The organism is Streptomyces sp. HSS9-12 (assembly GCF_054963655.1).
On the sequence record NZ_JBUEGC010000032.1, the window covers coordinates 1 to 17,745 of the forward strand.

The 17,745-nt window shown below is 70.3% G+C and carries 11 protein-coding genes and 2 pseudogenes; 4 read left to right on the top strand and 9 right to left on the bottom strand.

Going from position 1 to position 17,745, the window contains the following annotated elements; genetic code table 11:
• Nucleotides 1-23: 23 nt before the first annotated feature.
• From ACY34J_RS18190 to ACY34J_RS18225, 8 genes are all read right to left on the bottom strand, one after another.
• Entirely contained in the window at nt 24-740 is a 717-nt protein-coding gene (locus ACY34J_RS18190; RefSeq protein ID WP_462724785.1) for an ABC transporter ATP-binding protein, read from the bottom strand.
• Nucleotides 737-1,624: an ABC transporter ATP-binding protein gene (locus tag ACY34J_RS18195; protein WP_462724784.1), complete on the bottom strand. Its 888-nt coding sequence runs from the start codon at nt 1,622-1,624 to the stop codon at nt 737-739. The genes ACY34J_RS18190 and ACY34J_RS18195 overlap by 4 nt, the downstream gene beginning before the upstream one ends.
• Nucleotides 1,625-1,629: 5 nt before the next feature.
• The gene (locus tag ACY34J_RS18200) at nt 1,630-3,417 is read right to left on the bottom strand and encodes a branched-chain amino acid ABC transporter permease (RefSeq protein ID WP_462724783.1); all 1,788 of its coding nucleotides are present in this window, start codon (nt 3,415-3,417) and stop codon (nt 1,630-1,632) included.
• Nucleotides 3,418-3,422: 5 nt separating this feature from the next.
• A complete protein-coding gene (locus tag ACY34J_RS18205) occupies nt 3,423-4,352 on the bottom strand; it encodes a branched-chain amino acid ABC transporter permease (RefSeq protein ID WP_462724782.1) in 930 nt (309 codons plus the stop codon).
• Between the two features lie 101 nt (nt 4,353-4,453).
• Complete coding sequence (locus tag ACY34J_RS18210; protein WP_462724895.1) at nt 4,454-5,668, bottom strand: branched-chain amino acid ABC transporter substrate-binding protein; 1,215 nt, start codon at nt 5,666-5,668, stop codon at nt 4,454-4,456.
• A gap of 724 nt (nt 5,669-6,392) precedes the next feature.
• Nucleotides 6,393-6,587, bottom strand: a complete 195-nt coding sequence (locus ACY34J_RS18215) for a hypothetical protein (RefSeq protein ID WP_462724781.1) — start codon at nt 6,585-6,587, stop codon at nt 6,393-6,395.
• A 170-nt stretch (nt 6,588-6,757) separates the two neighbouring features.
• Entirely contained in the window at nt 6,758-7,231 is a 474-nt protein-coding gene (locus ACY34J_RS18220) for a PaaI family thioesterase (RefSeq protein ID WP_462724780.1), read from the bottom strand.
• 83 nt (nt 7,232-7,314) lie between these two features.
• Nucleotides 7,315-9,588 (bottom strand): FdhF/YdeP family oxidoreductase, encoded by a 2,274-nt coding sequence (locus tag ACY34J_RS18225; RefSeq protein ID WP_462724779.1) that lies wholly within the window; start codon nt 9,586-9,588, stop codon nt 7,315-7,317.
• A 537-nt stretch (nt 9,589-10,125) separates the two neighbouring features.
• Between ACY34J_RS18225 and polA the strand changes: the two genes are divergently transcribed.
• The 4 genes and pseudogenes from polA to ACY34J_RS18245 form a co-directional block, all read left to right on the top strand.
• Complete coding sequence (gene polA, locus ACY34J_RS18230) at nt 10,126-12,858, top strand: DNA polymerase I (RefSeq protein ID WP_462724778.1); 2,733 nt, start codon at nt 10,126-10,128, stop codon at nt 12,856-12,858.
• A 317-nt stretch (nt 12,859-13,175) separates the two neighbouring features.
• Nucleotides 13,176-14,471, top strand: a complete 1,296-nt coding sequence (locus tag ACY34J_RS18235) for a lytic transglycosylase domain-containing protein (RefSeq protein ID WP_462724777.1) — start codon at nt 13,176-13,178, stop codon at nt 14,469-14,471.
• Between the two features lie 185 nt (nt 14,472-14,656).
• A pseudogene (locus ACY34J_RS18240) lies at nt 14,657-14,792 on the top strand (SPW_0924 family protein).
• Nucleotides 14,793-14,838: 46 nt separating this feature from the next.
• Nucleotides 14,839-15,087: pseudogene (locus ACY34J_RS18245) on the top strand (porin PorA family protein); the annotation flags it as partial.
• 8 nt (nt 15,088-15,095) lie between these two features.
• On the opposite strand, the gene hrpB reads toward ACY34J_RS18245, so the two are convergent.
• Nucleotides 15,096-17,687: an ATP-dependent helicase HrpB gene (gene hrpB / locus ACY34J_RS18250; protein ID WP_462724776.1), complete on the bottom strand. Its 2,592-nt coding sequence runs from the start codon at nt 17,685-17,687 to the stop codon at nt 15,096-15,098.
• Nucleotides 17,688-17,745 lie beyond the last annotated feature (58 nt).

The window sequence follows — 17,745 nt, forward strand, 5'->3', positions numbered from 1 at the left end:
GCCCCTTCACACGCGGTCTGGGATCAGTCCTCGCCGAGGTAGGCCTTGCGGACCGACTCGTCGTGCAGCAGGTCCTGGCCCGTGCCCGACAGTACGATCTTGCCGATCTCCATCACATGGCCCTGGTCGGCCAGCGACAGCGCCGCCTGCGCGTTCTGCTCGACGAGCAGGATCGTCGTGCCCTGCGCCTTCAGCTCGGCGATCGTCTCCATGATCTTCTGCATCATGATCGGAGACAGGCCCATGGACGGCTCGTCCAGCATCAGCAGCTTCGGTCGGGACATCAGCGCCCGCCCCATGGCCAGCATCTGCTGCTCGCCGCCCGACAGGGTTCCCGCCGCCTGGTTGCGGCGCTCGCCGAGGATCGGGAAGAGGTCGTATGCCTTCTGGATGTCCTTCTTGATGCCGTCGGTGTCGTTCCGCAGGAAGGCGCCGAGCTGGAGGTTCTCCGTGATCGTCAGCCGGGGGAAGATGCGGCGTCCCTCGGGCGAGTGGGCGAGGCCCAGTGCGACGATCTTGTGGGCGGGAATTCCGTTCAGCGGCTTGCCGTCGAAGCGGATCTCGCCGGCGAGCGGCTTGAGAAGGCCTGACAGGGTGCGCAGCGTTGTGGTCTTGCCCGCGCCGTTGGTACCGATGAGGGTGACCACCTGGCCCGCCTCGACGCTGAACGAGATGCTCTTGACGGCCTCGATCTTGCCGTAGGCGACCCGCAGGTCCTCCACTTCGAGCAGTGCGGTCATGCCTTTTCTCCCTCAGTGCCCTCGGCGCCTTCGGCGCGGGCCGTGCTGTGTGCCTCTGCCGCCTCGACCTCGGCGAGTTCCTCCTCGCCCGGGGCGCCCTCGAAGGGGGTGCCGAGGTAGGCGGCGATGACGCGCTCGTCGCCCTGGACGACCTCGGAGGTGCCCTCGACGAGCTTCTCGCCCTGGACGAGTACGGCCACCCGGTCGCAGAGGTTGAAGATGAAGCGCATGTCGTGCTCGATGACGAGGACGGCCGTGCCCTGGTCCCGGATGGCGAAGACGAGTTCTTCGGTGGCCCGGGTCTCCTGGGGGTTCATACCGGCGGTGGGCTCGTCGAGGAGGAGCAGGCCCGGGTCGCTGGCGAGGGCACGCGCGATCTCCAGCTTGCGCTGCTCGCCGTACGGGAGGTTGCGCGCCAGGTGGTCTGCCTTGTGGGCGAGACCGATGAACTCCAGGAGTTCCATGGCGCGGGCGTGCGAGGCCGCCTCGGCCTTCTTGAAGCCGGGCCCGCGCAGCAGCGCCGACCACAAGCCCTCCTTGGTTCTGGTGTGGCGGCCGACGAGGACGTTCTCCAGAACCGTCATGTTGGCGAAGAGCCGGATGTTCTGGAAGGTACGGGCGATGCCCGCCTGGGTGACCAGGTGCGGCTTGGCCGGAAGGACGGTGCCCTTGTAGGAGACCCTGCCCTCGGTCGGCACGTACAGGCCGGTGAGGCAGTTGAAGAACGTGGTCTTGCCCGCGCCGTTCGGCCCGATCAGACCGACGATCTCGCCGCTGTCTACGGTCAGGTCGACGGAGCGCACCGCGGTCAGGCCGCCGAAGCGCATCGTGACGCCCTTGGCGTCCAGGACGGTGGTCGTCGTGGTGGTAGCGGTTGTCGTCATGTCCTTCACGCCCCCGCCTTGGCGGCGCCGACGCCCGCGGTGTCGGGCAGCCGTTGATCCGGTACGTCGAGTTGGTCGGTCTCGTGGAATTCCAGCTGTGCGCGCTTGTTGGCCACCAGGCCCTCGGGGCGGAAGCGCATCAGCAGGACGAGTGCCACACCGAACAGGAGCAGCTGGTAGTCCTGCATGAAGTCCAGCTTGCGCGGGATGAGGTAGAGCAGCGAGGCGCCGATCAGCGGGCCGCTGATGGTGCCCATGCCGCCGAGGATCACCGCGGCGAGCAGGAAGGCGGAGTTGGGCGGCGTGGTGTTGGCGAACAGGTACTGCTCGGGTGTGATGCTGTACTGCACGTGCGCCTGGACGGTGCCCGCGAACCCGGCGAGGGTGGCGCCGAGCGCGAAGGCGATCAGCTTGACCCTGAAGCCGTTGATGCCCATGGCGATGGCGGCGGTTTCGTCCTCGCGGATGGCCACCCAGGCGCGGCCGATGCGGGAGTCGCCGGAGCGCCGGAAGACCAGCAGTACGACCGCGGTGAACAGCAGCATCAGGAGGAAGTAGTTGGCCGACCGGCCGAGTTCGTGACCGAGGACTTGGTGCGGCATCCCGAAGTCGAACCCGAGGATGTTCAGGTCCGGGATGTTGGGGATGCCCTGGGAGCCGTTGGTGAGGTCGGGGCCGCTGTTTCCGTTCAGGTTGTTCATGGTGATGCGGAAGATCTCACCGAAGCCGAGTGTCACGATGGCGAGGTAGTCGCCGCGCAGCCGCAGCGTCGGGGCGCCGATGAGGACACCGAAGATGAGTGAGACGACGGCACCGGTGAGCACGGCGGCCCAGAAGGGGAACTTGACGCCGAAGTAGGCCTGTGGCGAGCCGGAGACCAGGGCGGCGGTGTAGGCGCCGACGCCGAGGAAGGCGACGTAACCGAGGTCGAGGAGACCGGCGAGCCCGACGACGACGTTCAGGCCGAGGGCGACCGTCGCGAAGATCAGGATGTTGGTGCCGATCAGCGCGAACTCGTCGCTGCTCTGTGTGAAGGGGAAGCTGGCCGCGGCGACGAGGGCCGCGGTCAGGGTCACGCTGCGGTGCTTGGCGGTCAGTGTGGTGACCCGGTTCATCAGGCCGGCGCGGGCGACGGCGGTGAACCCGAAGCCCGTGGTGATCAGGAAGCCGATGAACAGCTCGGCGTAGGCCTCGATGCCGTACGAGAAGATGGACAGGCCGAGGCCGAAGGCGAGGGCGATGAGCAGGATCTCCGCCCAGGCGGGCAGCTCCTTGGCCCGCTTCGGCGCGGGCGCCTTGAGGGCGGCGCGGAAGCGCTGCCAGGGGTTCGGGCTCTCCTCCTCGGCGGGTACGTCACCGGGCAGGCCGAGCGCCGCGAGCGCGGCGAGGAGTGCGCCAATGCCGGAGACCCAGGCGCCGGGCTCGAGGTTGACCAGGCCGCCCAGCTGCACGGCGATGGCCCCAATGGTGTAGCCGGTGGTGCCGAGGACGGCCAGCGAGAACAGCAGTACGGGGCTGCTGGTGCCACCCGGGGTGAGCCACTTCAGTCCGCGGATGCCGTATCCCGACAGGGCGAACAGCGCGGTGAGCAGGGCCCCGACGAGGGTGAGGACCTGCAGTCCGCCGGGGTAGCCGGTGATGGTCAAGTTGCCGGGGAACTTGTCGGTCCAGGTCCAGGCGAGGAATGTACCGGCGAAGGCGACGGCGGAGCCCGCGAGGACGCCGAGGCGCGCGACGGCCGGGGACAGCGGCAGCACGGCGGAGTTGGTGGTCTTGGTGAGGTTGGTGGTCATGGGTATCACGCCCGATCCGCGACGCGCTCGCCGAGCAGGCCTTGTGGCCTGAACAGAAGGACGAGGATGAGCAGGCTGAAGGCCCACACGTCCTTCCAGGCGCCGCCGCCGAAGAGTTCCATGCCGGGGATGTCGCCGACGTAACCGATGGCGAGGGACTCGGCGACGCCGAGCACCAGTCCGCCGAGCATGGCGCCGTAGATGTTGCCGATGCCGCCGAGCACGGCAGCCGTGAAGGCCTTGAGGCCCATGAGGAAGCCCATCTTGAAGCTCACCTGGCCGAAGTGCAGGCCGTAGCCGACCGCGGCGACGGCCGCGAAGGCGGCACCGATGGCGAAGGCCATGACGATGATGCCATCGGTGTTGATGCCCATCAGCTTGGCGGTGTCCCGGTCCTGGGCGGTGGCCTGCATTCCGCGCCCGGAGCGGGTCTTGTTGACGAACCAGGCGAGGACGACCATGCACACGGGCGCGGCGATGATGATGAACAGGTCGCTGCGCTGGATGCTCGCGCCGAGGATGTCGAAGGGGTCACCGTCGAACTGCGGGAAGGTGATGTCCTTCTTGGCGTCGGGGTACCACTTCCAGACTGCCTGCTGGAGCGCGATGGACAGTCCGATGGCGGTGATCAGCACCGCGAGCCGTGGTGCGCCGCGCAGTGGCCGGTAGGCGAAGCGTTCGGCGGCGGTGGCGACGGCGACGGAGCATATGACGCCGACGATGATCATGAAGGGAATGGCGGCGAGGAGGGAGAAGCCTTCCGGCAGCCAGAGGAAGACGGTGAGGGCGCCGAAGCCCCCGACCATGAAGAACTCGCCGTGGGCGAAGTTGATGAGCTGGACGATGCCGTAGACCATCGTGTAGCCGATCGCGATGAGTCCGTACATCGCGCCGAGGATGAGTCCATTGGCCAGCTGTTGCGGCAGTTCGTTCACCGCAGGGCCTCCGTGGAGTGGTTCGGATATGGCGCCGCGCGGGAGCGCTGGTAGCGCCCCCGCGCGGTCTGGGGCATTGCCTGTGCTTGTTCAGCACCCGATCAGGGCTGGTACTCCTCGCTGTGCTCCGGCTTCCACGTGCCGCCCTTGACCGCGTAGGCGGTCATCATGGTGTTGGTGGTGTCCCCGAACTCGTCGAAGGAGATGGTTCCGGTGACGCCGTCGAACTTGACCTTGCTCATGCTCTCGAGGACCTTGGCGCGCAGGTCGTCGGGCACCTTGCCGTTGTTGGCCTCGACGGCGAGCTTCACGGCCTCGATGATCGACCAGGTGGCGTCGTAGGTCAGGCCGCCGTAGGCCTCGTACGCGTCCTTGTATCCGGCCGCCTTGTAGTCGGCGATGAACTTCTTGGCGGAGCCGAGGAGTTCGACCGGCTTGCCGACGGAGGTCGCGAGGTCGCCCTCGGCCTTCTTGTTCAGCTTCATGAACTCGGCCGAGTAGATGCCGTCGCCGCCCATCAGCGGGACCTTGGCGCCGCTCTCCTTGAGCTGCTGGCTCAGCGGGGCGGCCGCCGGGTACTCACCACCGTAGTAGACGGCCTTGGCCCCGGTGCCCTTGACCTTGTTGACGACAGACTTGAACTCGCGCTCCTCGGGGTTCACGTGGTCGCTGCCCACGATCTTGCCGCCCAGCTTGGTGAACTGGTCCTTGAAGGAGGCGGCGAGCCCGGCGCCGTAGGTCTTGTTGTCGTCGATCAGGTAGACCTCTTTGATCTTCGCCTCGTTGTAGAGGTACTTGGCGGCGAAGGCACCCTGGACCTGGTCGGTGGTCGCGGTGCGGAAGTAGCTCTTGAACGGACGCTTCTTGTCGCCCGACTTCCAGTTGTCGCCCTGGGTCAGCTCGGTGCCCGTGTTGGCGGGGGAGACCTGGGTGAGACCTGCGTCAGTGAAGGGCTTCTGCATCGACTGCGCGACGCTGGAGTTCAGCGGGCCGACGACGCCGACGACGTCCTTGTCGGAGATGAACTTCTGGGCGTTCTGCTGGCCCAGGGACGGCTGCGCCTGGTCGTCAGTGGCCTGCAGCTCAAACTCGACGCCCTTGACGACCTCGTCCTTGTTGGCGTTCTTCACGGCCAGGTCGGCCGAGTTCTTGATACCCAGGCCGAGGGCGGAAAGGTCGCCGGTCAGCGGAGCGTCGACACCGATCACGACGGTGGTCTTGCCTCCACCGCCCCCGCCGTTGCTGCTGTCGTCGCGCGATCCGCACGCGGTGAGGGTGAGGGCCCCTGTCGTGATCGCGGTGGTGAGTATGAGCAAGGAACGCTGTCGCACGAGAATTGTGTCCTCTCCCTGGCGCGGCCCTCTCCTGAGGTGCCGTGTCCGTACCGGACGTCTGCCGGCTTCTTTATGGCTGAGCTGTGAAGCTGCTGTGTGGCATCCGGCGGCGCGGTGACTGGCGGTGACTCTAAGCGCGGGCGAGGGCGGGGGGGCAGAGTGCGAGCCATGATGTGACTCTCTTGTTATGACCCGGGTCGAGCAGCGCTGTTGCTGTAGCAGCGATAAGGGTTCTTATAGGGAGAAAACGGGCTATACCCCACTGCCCATATGTTGAGAAGATGCAGTTCCGCTAAGACGTTGTGCATGCCGCGGGCCACATCGGGCGGAAAGTGGCGGACGGCGCCAGGCTGTGAATTTGCATGTATGTGCCACGGAGGTGTACGCGGGCATTTCGCATTGCGTGAGTGTTACGCAGCGTTACGAACGTCGAGATGGGGTGCCAGTGCGTGCGTACCTATTCCGGACGAACTCGGTTGCCTATCACCGGAAATCGGACTCTCCATTGCCTGCGAGGAAGACGGGTTTGTCCGCGGCCGCTACGCAGTGCTGTCGTGCCTGATGGACTCCCGCGTCTTCTGCGGCGGACCTACTGTGCCGCTCGCGCTCGGCCTGAGCCGCCGCGACGACATGGCCGAGGATGTCCGCTGGACGGTCGAGACCGTCTGCTCCCAATCCTGCCTGGCGCCCCGTCCAATCACGAGTATCACCTTCGCCCGTAGGTGGCCAGGGTGGTGCACGGCTCTTCCGGTGAGGTGGAGCGCGGGGCGGGGAAGTCGGTACCGGGCTGCCGTACGGCGGGTTCCGAGCCGCCGCAGCCCGACACGGCGATGACCGCCGACGGGGGAATCCCGGCGGCGGCCGTCCGGCTCCGAGCGGTGGTGCCCGGGGCAGATCTCATACGGGCACGCTGGTGCCGCGTCAGTCAGGGTTTGCCCCGCTCGCCGCCCTGGCACGGCCATCCGCTGCATTGCCCGATCGACCGAGTAGGCCCACTACGAGGCCGATCCGGCGCCTTGCAGCTGACCGCACCAGGTCACCTCGCTACCGGACACCCTGGCTGACGCGGCACTAGCCCGCCGAGGTCTCCTCGGCCGCAGTGCGGAGCAGGCACGTGAGGCGGGCGCTGCAGATGCGCCGGTCCTGCTCGTCGGTGATGACGATCTCGTACGTGGCGGTGGAGCGGCCGCGGTGGACGGGGGTGGCGACGCCGGTGATGAGTCCGGAGCGGATGCCGCGGTGGTGCGTGCAGTTCAGGTCCACCCCGACTGCGAACTTGCCGGGGCCGCCGTGCAGCATCGCGCCCACCGAGCCAAGGGTCTCGGCCAGCACCGCGGACGCGCCGCCGTGCAGCAGACCGTACGGCTGGGTGTTGCCCTCGACGGGCAGGGTGCCGACGACGCGCTCCGGGGAGGCCTCCAGGACCTGGAGGCCCATCCGCGCGCCGAGGTGGCCGGCGGAGAACAGGGCGGGTAGGTCAAGGCCGAGACCGGCCCACTGGTCCACGATCTCCTGCGGGAACTTGGTGCTGCTCTGCTCGCCCATGCGGCGTGGCTCCGATTCGTCCTCGGTCGGTATGTGTGCCCTACACGTGTGTACACCCGTCTTATCAGAAGCTGAGCGTCCGCTTAGGCTGGAGTGAGCTGGATCACTACGGACTTGCTGGCCGGGGTGTTGCTGGTGTCGGCGGTCGCGTCCAGCGGAACCAGGACGTTGGTCTCGGGGTAGTAGGCGGCCGCGCAGCCTCGGGCCGTCGGATAGTGGACGACCCGGAAGCCGGGGGCCGTACGGGTCGAGCCGTCGGTCCACTCGCTGGTGATGTCGGCGTAGTCGCCGTCGGCCAGGCCCAGTTCGCGGGCGTCCTCGGGGTGGACGAGGACGACGCGGCGCCCGCTCTTGATGCCGCGGTAGCGGTCATCGAGGCCGTAGATGGTGGTGTTGTACTGGTCGTGCGAGCGCAGTGTCTGCAGCAGCAACCGCCCTTCGGGGACCTTGGGGTATTCGACCGGGGCCGTGGTGAAGTTGGCCTTGCCGGTGGCTGTGGGGAAGCGGCGGTCGTCGCGCGGCGCGTGCGGCAGGGTGAAGCCGCCGGGGCGGCTGACCTTGGTCTCGAAGTCCTCGAAGCCCGGTACGACACGCGAGATACGGTCACGGATGCGGGCGTAGTCCTTCTCGAACTCCTCCCAGGGCGTAAGGCTGTCCGGTCCGAGGACACGGCGCGCCAGCCGGCAGATGATGGCCGGCTCGGACAGCAGGTGGCTGCTCGCGGGCTCCAGCCGGCCGCGGGAGGCGTGGACCATGCCCATGGAGTCCTCGACCGTGACGAACTGCTCGCCACCGGCCTGCAGATCCCGCTCCGTGCGGCCGAGGGTGGGCAGGATCAGGGCGCGGGCGCCGGTGACCACATGGGAGCGGTTGAGCTTGGTGGAGACGTGGACGGTGAGCCGGGCCCGGCGCATCGCCGCCTCCGTCACCTCGGTGTCGGGGGTGGCGGCCACGAAGTTGCCGCCCATGGCGAAGAAGACCTGCGCCTGGCCGTCCCGCAGGGCGCGGATGGACCGTACGACGTCCAGGCCGTGCTCGCGCGGCGGCGCGAAGCCGAACTCCTTCTCCAGAGCGTCGAGAAAGGCCGGTTCGGGGCGCTCGAAGATGCCCATGGTGCGGTCGCCCTGCACATTGCTGTGGCCGCGGACGGGGCAGACCCCGGCGCCGGGGCGGCCGATGTTTCCGCGCAGCAGCAGGAAGTTGACCAGTTCCCTGATGGTGGGCACGGAGTGCTTGTGCTGGGTGAGACCCATGGCCCAGCACACCACGGTCCGCTTCGACTCCAGGACCATCCGCAGCGCCCGCTCGATCTCGCCGCGCTCCAGGCCGGTGGCGCGCAGCGTCTCGTCCCAGTCGGCGGCGCGGGCGGCCGCCGCGAACTCCTCGAAGCCGTGGGTGTGTTCGCGGACGAACTCCTCGTCGACGGCTCCGTCTGTCTCCAGGATGAGCCGGTTCAGCATCCGGAAGAGGGCCTGGTCGCCGCCGAGCCGGATCTGCAGGAAGAGGTCGGTGAGGGCGGTGCCCCGGCCGGCGAGGCCGCGGGGGGTCTGCGGGTTCTTGAACCGCTCCAGGCCTGCCTCGGGCAGCGGGTTGACGCTGATGATGCGGGCACCGCCCGCCTTGGCCTTCTCCAGGGCGGAGAGCATCCGGGGGTGGTTCGTCCCCGGGTTCTGCCCGGCCACGATGATCAGGTCGGCCTGATGGAGGTCCTCGAGCAGCACACTGCCCTTGCCGATGCCGATGGTCTCGGTGAGTGCCGAGCCCGAGGACTCGTGGCACATGTTGGAGCAGTCGGGGAGGTTGTTGGTGCCGAATTCGCGGGCGAAGAGCTGGTAGAGGAAGGCGGCCTCGTTGCTGGTGCGCCCCGAGGTGTAGAAGACGGCCTCGTCGGGGGAGTCGAGGGCCAGCAACTCCTCGGCGACGATGTCGAAGGCGCGCTCCCACGGCACCGGTTCGTAATGCGTCGCCCCCGCGGCCAGGTACATGGGCTGGGTGAGGCGGCCCTGTTGGCCCAGCCAGTAGCCGCTGCGGGCGGCGAGGTCGGCGACCGAGTGCGCGGCGAAGAAGTCGGGGGTGACACGGCGCAGGGTCGCCTCCTCGGCGACGGCCTTGGCGCCGTTCTCGCAGAACTCCGCCGCGTGCCGCTTGTCCGCCTCGGGCCAGGCGCAGCCCGGGCAGTCGAAGCCGTCCTTCTGGTTGACCTTGAGGAGGGTGAGGGCGGTGCGCTTTACGCCCATCTGCTGCTGGGCGAGGCGCAGGGTGTGACCGATGGCGGGCAGCCCGGCGGCGGCGTGCTGCGGGGGTGTGACCTGCGGTGCGTCCTGGACGGGGTCGCCTGCGGGCGGCTTGCCTGCCATGTCCTCTCCCTTGCCATCGAGCGATGCGGATCTGTCCGCACGATCCTGCCACGACCAACTGACAGCACCACCCCAGCCCCTTGCGGCGTCGGCCCCTGCGGGCGCCCGTCCCGGGTCCTTGGGGAGCTGTTACGCCCAGGACTCCCACCCGCCCCCGGCCTTCGGCATGGGGAACCCCCACCGACACCCCACCCCTCCCGTCGGCCCAGCACGCGGTGTCCGGGGCCCGTTGGGCCGGCGCGGGGAGACTCTCCCGCCAGTGGTCGTCTTGCCACTGCTGCGGCCTGCGGCGCCTTGGCGCAAGGCGCCGAGCTGGGCAGTGGGCCCAAGGGGCTGGGTCGACGTCCGGTTCCCCCCGGCGCCGGGGGGATCAGGGCGGCGGGTTGCGAGCAGCCCCGCCGGCGCCGAGATCGGAGTCGGCACGATCCGCCGGGCGACTGGGCGAGCGGGCGCGGGGGCAGGGGCCCGCCCCTGGTTCCCGGCTCCGGCGGAGCCGGAGTCGGCCGGGTGTCAGTGGGCCGTGGCAGGATCGGGTGCGTGGCAGAGAAAGCATCGAAGAAGACCGCAGCGACCTCCCCCGGAGATGTGCAGGGCGACCGGCCCCGCCTGCTCCTGTTGGACGGGCATTCCCTGGCATACCGGGCATTCTTCGCGCTGCCCGCGGAGAACTTCACCACGACCACCGGACAGCCGACCAACGCGATCTACGGCTTCACCTCGATGCTGGCGAACACGCTGCGCGACGAGCAGCCTACGCATCTGGCCGTCGCCTTCGACGTCTCGCGGAAGACCTGGCGAACGGAGGAGTACGCGGAGTACAAGGCGAACCGCTCCAAGGCCCCGGACGAGTTCAAGGGCCAGGTCGAGCTGATCGGCGAGCTGCTGGACGCGATGAACGTCACCCGCTTCGCGGTGGAGGGCTTCGAGGCGGACGACGTCATCGCCACCCTCGCCACCCAGGCCGAGGCCCAGGGCTTCGAGGTGCTGATCGTCACCGGCGACCGCGACACCTTCCAGCTGGTCACCGACCATGTCACCGTCCTCTACCCGACCAAGGGCGTCTCGGAGCTGACCCGCTTCACCCCGGAGAAGGTGCAGGAGAAGTACGGCCTGACCCCGAAGCAGTACCCGGACTTCGCGGCCCTGCGCGGCGACCCGTCCGACAACCTCCCCGGCATCCCGGGCGTCGGCGAGAAGACCGCCGCGAAGTGGATCAACCAGTTCGGCTCGTTCGCCGAACTGGTGGAGCGGGTCGATGAGGTCAAGGGCAAGGTCGGTGACAAGCTCCGCGAGCACCTGGAGGCGGTCAAGCTCAACCGGCAGCTGACCGAGCTGGTGCGGGAGATCGAGCTGCCGGTCGGCCCGGACGCCCTCAAGCGCGCCCCGTACGACCGGCAGGCGCTCTCCGTGGTGCTCGACGCGCTGGAGTTCCGCCATCAGAACTTCCGCGACCGGCTGATGGCCGTCGACCCGGGTGCGGTCGAGGAGGAGGAAGCTCCGGCCGCGGGCGTCGAGGTGGACGGGCAGGTGCTCGCCACCGGTGAGCTCGCCCCCTGGCTGGAGCAGCACGGCGCCGGCCCGGTGGGCATGGCGACCGTCGACAGCTGGTCGCTGGGCAGCGGCCGGGTCGCCGAGGTCGCCCTGGCGCTGGGCTCGGGCCCGGCCGTCTGGTTCGACCCGACCGAGCTGGACGAGGCGGACGAACGGGCCTTCGCCGCCTGGCTGGCCGACGCCGACAAACCGAAGGTGCTGCACAACGCCAAGGGCGTCATGCGGGTCTTCGCCGAGCACGGCTGGGACGTCGCGGGCGTCACCATGGACACCGCGCTCGCGGCGTACCTCGTCAAGCCCGGGCGGCGCTCGTTCGCCCTGGACGCCCTCTCCGTCGAATACCTGGGCCGCGAGCTCGCCCCGCCCGCCGCCGACAGCGGCCAGCTGGCCTTCGGCGCCGACGAGCAGGCCGAGAAGGACGCGCTGATGGCCCAGGCCCGCGCCGTCCACGACCTGGGCGAGGCATTCGAGGCCAAGCTCCAGGCCGTGGGCGCCGCCGAGCTGCTGCGCGATGTGGAGCTGCCGACGTCCGCGCTGCTCGCCCGTATGGAGCGAGCCGGCATCGCCGCCGACCGGGGCTGGCTGGAGCGCATCGAGCAGCGGTTCGCCGACGCCGTCCAGCAGGCGGTGAAGGAGGCGCACGGCGCTGTCGGCCATGAGTTCAACCTCGGTTCCCCGAAGCAGCTGCAGGAAGTGCTCTTCGGCGAGCTCGGCCTGCCCAAGACCAAGAAGACCAAGACCGGTTACACCACGGACGCCGACGCCCTGGCCTGGCTGGCCACCCAGACCGACCACGAGCTCCCGGTGATCATGCTGCGCCACCGCGAGCAGGCCCGGCTGCGCTCCACCGTCGAGGGCCTGATCAAGACGATCGCGCCCGAGGGCCGCATCCACACCACCTTCAACCAGACGGTGGCCGCGACCGGCCGGCTTTCCTCCACCGACCCGAACCTGCAGAACATCCCGGTGCGTACGGACGAGGGCCGGGCGATTCGCCGCGGCTTCGTCGTCGGCGAGGGCTACGAGGCGCTGCTGACGGCCGACTACAGCCAGATCGAGCTGCGGGTCATGGCCCATATGTCGGAGGACGAGAGCCTGATCGAGGCGTTCACCTCCGGTGAGGACCTGCACACCACGGTCGCCTCCCAGGTCTTCGGCGTCGCCAAGTCCGCTGTGGACCCGGAGATGCGCCGCAAGATCAAGGCGATGTCGTACGGCCTGGCGTACGGCCTGTCCGCCTTCGGCCTCTCCCAGCAGCTCAACATCTCCGCCGACGAGGCGCGCAAGCTGATGGACACCTTCTTCGAGCGCTTCGGCGGGGTCCGCGACTATCTGCAGCGCGTCGTGGAGCAGGCGCGGGCCACCGGCTACACCGAGACGATCCTCGGCCGCCGCCGCTACCTCCCGGACCTCAACAGCGACAACCGGCAGCGCCGGGAGATGGCCGAGCGGATGGCGCTCAACGCCCCCATCCAGGGCACCGCGGCGGACATCGTGAAGATCGCGATGCTGCGGGTCGACGAGGCCCTCACCCGCGAGCAGCTGTCCTCGCGCCTACTGCTCCAGGTGCACGACGAAATCGTGCTGGAGGTCGCGCCCGGTGAGCGTGCGCAGGTGGAGGAGCTGGTGCGCCGCGAGATGAGCGGCGCGGTCGAGCTCCGCGCGCCGCTGGATGTGTCCGTGGGTTCTGGCGGGGACTGGGAGTCCGCCGCGCACTGACAGCCCTGGTGAGCCCCCCAATGAGCATTCAGGAGACGTTCATTGGGGGTTCGCTGCAAGGCGGTCCGCGGAATGGAAGCCCGTGTTGGGTGGATTCGCAAATCGGGCAACGCGTGCGTGCAAATGTGGTGAAGTATGGTCAGCGGTCGGTGACTTCGCGGCCGATGGTGTCGTAGTGTCACCTGAGTTGTCGCGCGGGGAGCGCGCATCGGGGCAACGGCGGACAAAACCGCCAGGGTCGGGGGCGCGGTCACCCATGCCGCGGTCTCTGGCCTTCGGGCCTTCGATATGGGTGACCCCCAGGGGAGGACGGACGTATGGCAGCGCAACTCGCTCGGCGGCTGCGCAGAGGGGCGGCGACCACCGCCGTGGCGGCTGTCGCGATGGCGGCGCTGACCGCATCGCAGGCCCCCAGCCTGCTGGGCGTGGACCGGCAACAGCAGTCGGAAGGCGCCACGCCGGCGACCGACGTCCCCATCGACGGTGGTTCCCCGTACCACACCGACCTGCCACCGCTGATCACGCCTGGCAAGCCCGGGACTTCCACCGAGCTGCCGGAGAGCGGCGCGGCGGAGGCCGGCATACCCGCGACCGTGCTGGCCGCGTACAAGAAGGCCGAGGCGGCACTCGCCCAGAGCCATCCCGGCTGCCACCTCCCCTGGGAGCTGCTGGCCGCGATCGGCAAGGTCGAGTCCGGCCAGGCGAGCGGCGGTCGGGTGGACGCCGAGGGCACGACCATCAAGCCCATCCTCGGACCGCAGCTCAACGGCAGTGGCTTCGCCCGCATAGCCGACACCGACAACGGCGCGTACGACAGCGACAGCCGCTACGACCGCGCGGTCGGCCCGATGCAGTTCATCCCGTCCACCTGGGCCACCTGGGGCGCCGACGGCAACGGCGACGGCAACAAGGACCCGAACAACGTCTACGACGCGGCGCTCGCCGCCGGCCGCTATCTGTGCGCCGACGGCCGCAATCTGTCGGTCCGGGCCGACCTTGAGCGCGCCATCCTCGGTTACAACCACTCGCAGGAGTATCTGCGCCTGGTTCTGACCTGGTTCGAGTTCTACAAGAAGGGCACGCACGAGGTGCCCGACGGCAACGGAGTGCTTCCCTCGGGCAGCGGCCCGGGCGGCGACGGCTCGGGTGGCGGCAAGGGGGCCAAGGGCTCGAGCGGTTCGAAGGACGCGAAGGGTTCCGGGGGCGGCGGCTCGAACGGCAGCGGCTCGGGCGGAGCAGGTGGCGGGTCCAGCCCGCGGCCCACGCCCTCGTGGACCGGCAGCATTTCGCCCGTGCCGGGCGGTGGCGGCGGTTCCAAGGCGTCCGACGCGCCGAGCAGCTCGAGTAATCCGGATGACCCCAGTGGGACACCGACACAGTGCCCGACCGGCTCGGCATCGCCGTCCCCCAGCGGAAGCTCCAGCCCGTCCCCGTCCGGCAGCGCGAGCCCCAGCCCCTCGCCCAGTGGCAGCGCGGGCGGATCGCCGTCACCGAGCCCCAGTGCCGGCGGCGACGACCCCTGCGGCAGCCCGGACAACGGGCAGGCCGCTCCCGAGCCGTCCCCGTCCTCCAGCGGTACGGCCGCGGGCAGCGGCGCCGCAAGCATCGCCTGAACCGCCCGGGGCAACTCGCCTCCCCTTGCCTCGCGCAACCGCCGTAGGCCGGAGCCCGGCCGCACATCCACCGTGCGGCCGGGCTCCCCGGTTCATACGGCGCGACGTGTTCTCATCTGCGCCCCCCATTGCTACGGTGCCTCACCTCTGACGACCCGTCAGGCATCGCCCACGGGAGGCCGACCATGCGCGCTCTCGCAGCCGCCGCCGTCGGACTGGCCGCCGCCCCCGCACTCGTCCTCATATGACGGCCATGGGCGCGCGCCCAGCGGCAAGACCTCTCCGAAGCCGCTGCTCACCACCGTCCCCAAGCACCCGTAGGCATCCGTACGCACCGCAGGCACCTGAACAGGGAGGGTCCACCGCCATGCGCCGCAAAGCCGGCCTGGTGCTGCTCGCCTTCGCCGCGTTCTTCACCGCCCTGTCGCCGCTCCTGCGGTGGTACGCCTTCCCCCGGTTCGTCAAGATCCCGGCCAATCAGTACCAGTCGGTCGTCCTGGAGGCGAAGAACGCCACCCTGCTCGACTGCGGCACCCTCCAGGCCAAGCAGGTCCCCCGGCCCAGCATCGTGCAGACCCTCCGCGGCAACGCCGAGGAGTCGCAATCATCGCCTGAGCCCAGGGATCAGCCCCGATTGAGGCGCGCCTTGGTGTGCCGGGTCGGTTCCGCGGTCGCCGGGTCCTCCGGCCACGGGTGCTTGGGGTAGCGGCCGCGCAGCTCGGCCCGTACAGACCGGTAGCCGTCTCGCCAGAAGGACGCCAGATCGGCGGTCACCGCCGCCGGGCGCCCGGCGGGCGACAGCAGATGAACGAGCAGAGGTACGCGCCCGCCCGCGATCCGCGGCGTCTCCTGCCAGCCGAACAGCTCCTGCAACTTCGCCGCCAGCACGGGCTGCTCGCCCCCGTAGTCGATACGGATACGCGAACCGCTCGGCACCTCGATCCGCTCCGGTGCCAGCTCGTCCAGGCGCGCGGCCTCGCCGGTGGCCCACGGCAGCAGCTGGGCGAGTGCCTTGCCCGCGTCCACCCGCTCCAGGTCCGCGCGCTTGCGGGCACGGTCAAGGCCGAGCCCCAGCCAGGCGTCTGTACGGTCCAGCAGCGCGGCATCCGACACATCGGGCCACGGGTCGCCGAGCTCCCGGTGCAGAAAGGCCATCCGCCGGCGCAGCGACGTCGCGTCGGCGGACCAGCGCAGCAGCCCCAGGCCCTCGCGGCGCAGGCCGTCCAGCAGGGCTGCGCGCACCAGGGCCGGATCGGGGCCGGCCAGCGGGCGTGTCTGCAGCTCGATGGCGCCGAGCCGCTCCACGCGTCGAGCCACCACATCGCGACGCTGCGCCGACCAGACCACCTCATCGGCGGCCTCGTACAGCGGCCCGGCGGCCAGGCGAGCGGTGTCCTCGTCGATCACCGCGGCGAGCCGCAACCGCGCCGAGGCCGCTGTGACGGGGCGGTCGGCGACGGCCACGGCCAGCCACCTGGCGGCACCGAGCCGCGACCCGCCCCCGAGCTCGGCGCCGGTCCCCGAGGCCATGAGATACGCCCCGCCTCTTTGCAGCCGTGCCACCCGCTCCGGAAAGGCCAGCGCCACGATGAGGCCTGCGGCGGCGTCATCACCAGGGGGTGGGCAGTCGTTGGTGCTCTCCGCGGCCGACTCAGCGCGCACCGCGCGCTCCAGGCGGCGGCCCTCCGCGCGCCAGCGGGCCGCGTACGCGTCGCCGCCCCGGCGGGCGGCGCGCCACACGGCCGCCACATCGTCCCCGTACTCGCGCGGCGGCTCCTCGCTCAGCAGCGCCACGACCTCCGCTGCCCGGCGCGCGCCGACCTCTCGCGCGCCGTCCAGGAGCGCCCGCGCCAACCGGGGGTGCACGCCCAGGCGTGCCATCCGCGCGCCCCGCTCGGTCGCGCGCCCGTCCGCGTCCACCGCGCCGACGGCGTGCAGCACCTCGCGCGCGGCGGACATCGCCCCGCCCGGCGGCGGGTCCAGCAGCGCCAGCCCCGACGCGTCCGGGTCACCCCAGCACGCGGCCTGCAGCGCGAACGCCGTCAGGTCCGCGACCTTGATCTCAGGCGACGGCCAGCGCGGCAGCCGGGCGTCCTCGGTCTCCGCCCAGCAGCGGTACACCGTGCCCGGCGCCTCGCGCCCCGCCCGGCCCGCGCGCTGCCGGGCCGAGGCCTGTGAGGCCCGTACGGTCGTCAGCGCGCTCAATCCGCGCGCGTGGTCCGTACGCGGCTCCCGCGCCAGCCCCGCGTCGACGACGACCCGCACGCCCGGCACCGTCAGACTCGACTCGGCGACCGACGTCGCCAGCACCACGCGCCTCGTGCCCGCACCGCCCGCGAGCACCGCGTCCTGTACCTCTGCCGAGGCGCGCCCATGAACCTGCAGCACTTCCGCACCAACGCCGCTCAGCTGCCCAGCCACGCGCCCGATCTCCCCGACGCCCGGCAGAAAGCACAGCACGTCCCCGTCCCGCTCGCGCAGCGCACGCCGTACGACAGCCGAGACATGCTCCAGCAGCGTGGGATCCACCCGCAGGCCGTGCGGCGGGCGTACGGGCCGCGAGGGCGGCGCCCACACCACCTCCACCGGGTGCGACACGCCAGGCGCCTCGACGACCGGCGCGTCCGCGCCGCCCAGGCCATCGCCACCGCCGCCGTTGACGCCGCCGCCGTTGACGCCGGCCCCGAGCAGCCGCGCCCAGCCCGCCGCGTCCGTCGTGGCCGACGCCGCGACCAGGCGCAGCTCCGGCCGCAGCGTGGCCCGTACGTCCAGCAAGAACGCGGCGACGGTATCGGCGTCCAGATGCCGCTCATGACACTCGTCCAGGACGACGACATCCACCCCGGCCAGTTCCTGGTCCCGCTGAAGCCGCTGCAGCAGCACGCCGGTCGTCACGACCTCGACAACGGTCCGGGACCCGGCACGCCGCTCGCCACGCACCGAGAAACCGACGCTCTCCCCGACGCTCTCGCCCAGGAGCCACGCCATCCGCCGTGCGGCGGCCCGCGCCGCGATCCGCCGGGGTTCGGCGACGACGACACGCCGCAGGGGTTCCCCGCCCCCGAGGAGCCCGGCGAGCGCCAGCGGCACGAGCGTCGTCTTGCCGGTGCCGGGCGGGGCGCACAGGACGGCGGTGCCGTGCCGCTCCAGCGCGTCCCGCAGCGCGGGCAGCGCAGCCCGTACGGGCAGTTGTTCGATGGCGTCGGTCCGGATCACGCGCTCCAGTCTCCCAGCGCGCCGTCGCCGACCTCGCCGCCCGGAAACAGGGCCATCG

Bases quoted from the DNA above. Each gene is read 5' to 3' on its own strand.
- ACY34J_RS18215 (WP_462724781.1), bottom strand. From the start codon at position 6,587: ATGAGATCTGCCCCGGGCACCACCGCTCGGAGCCGGACGGCCGCCGCC.
- ACY34J_RS18190 (WP_462724785.1), bottom strand. From the start codon at position 740: ATGACCGCACTGCTCGAAGTGGAGGACCTGCGGGTCGCCTACGGCAAG.
- ACY34J_RS18225 (WP_462724779.1), bottom strand. From the start codon at position 9,588: ATGGCAGGCAAGCCGCCCGCAGGCGACCCCGTCCAGGACGCACCGCAG.
- ACY34J_RS18200 (WP_462724783.1), bottom strand. From the start codon at position 3,417: ATGACCACCAACCTCACCAAGACCACCAACTCCGCCGTGCTGCCGCTG.
- ACY34J_RS18195 (WP_462724784.1), bottom strand. From the start codon at position 1,624: ATGACGACAACCGCTACCACCACGACGACCACCGTCCTGGACGCCAAG.
- ACY34J_RS18235 (WP_462724777.1), top strand. From the start codon at position 13,176: ATGGCAGCGCAACTCGCTCGGCGGCTGCGCAGAGGGGCGGCGACCACC.
- ACY34J_RS18220 (WP_462724780.1), bottom strand. From the start codon at position 7,231: ATGGGCGAGCAGAGCAGCACCAAGTTCCCGCAGGAGATCGTGGACCAG.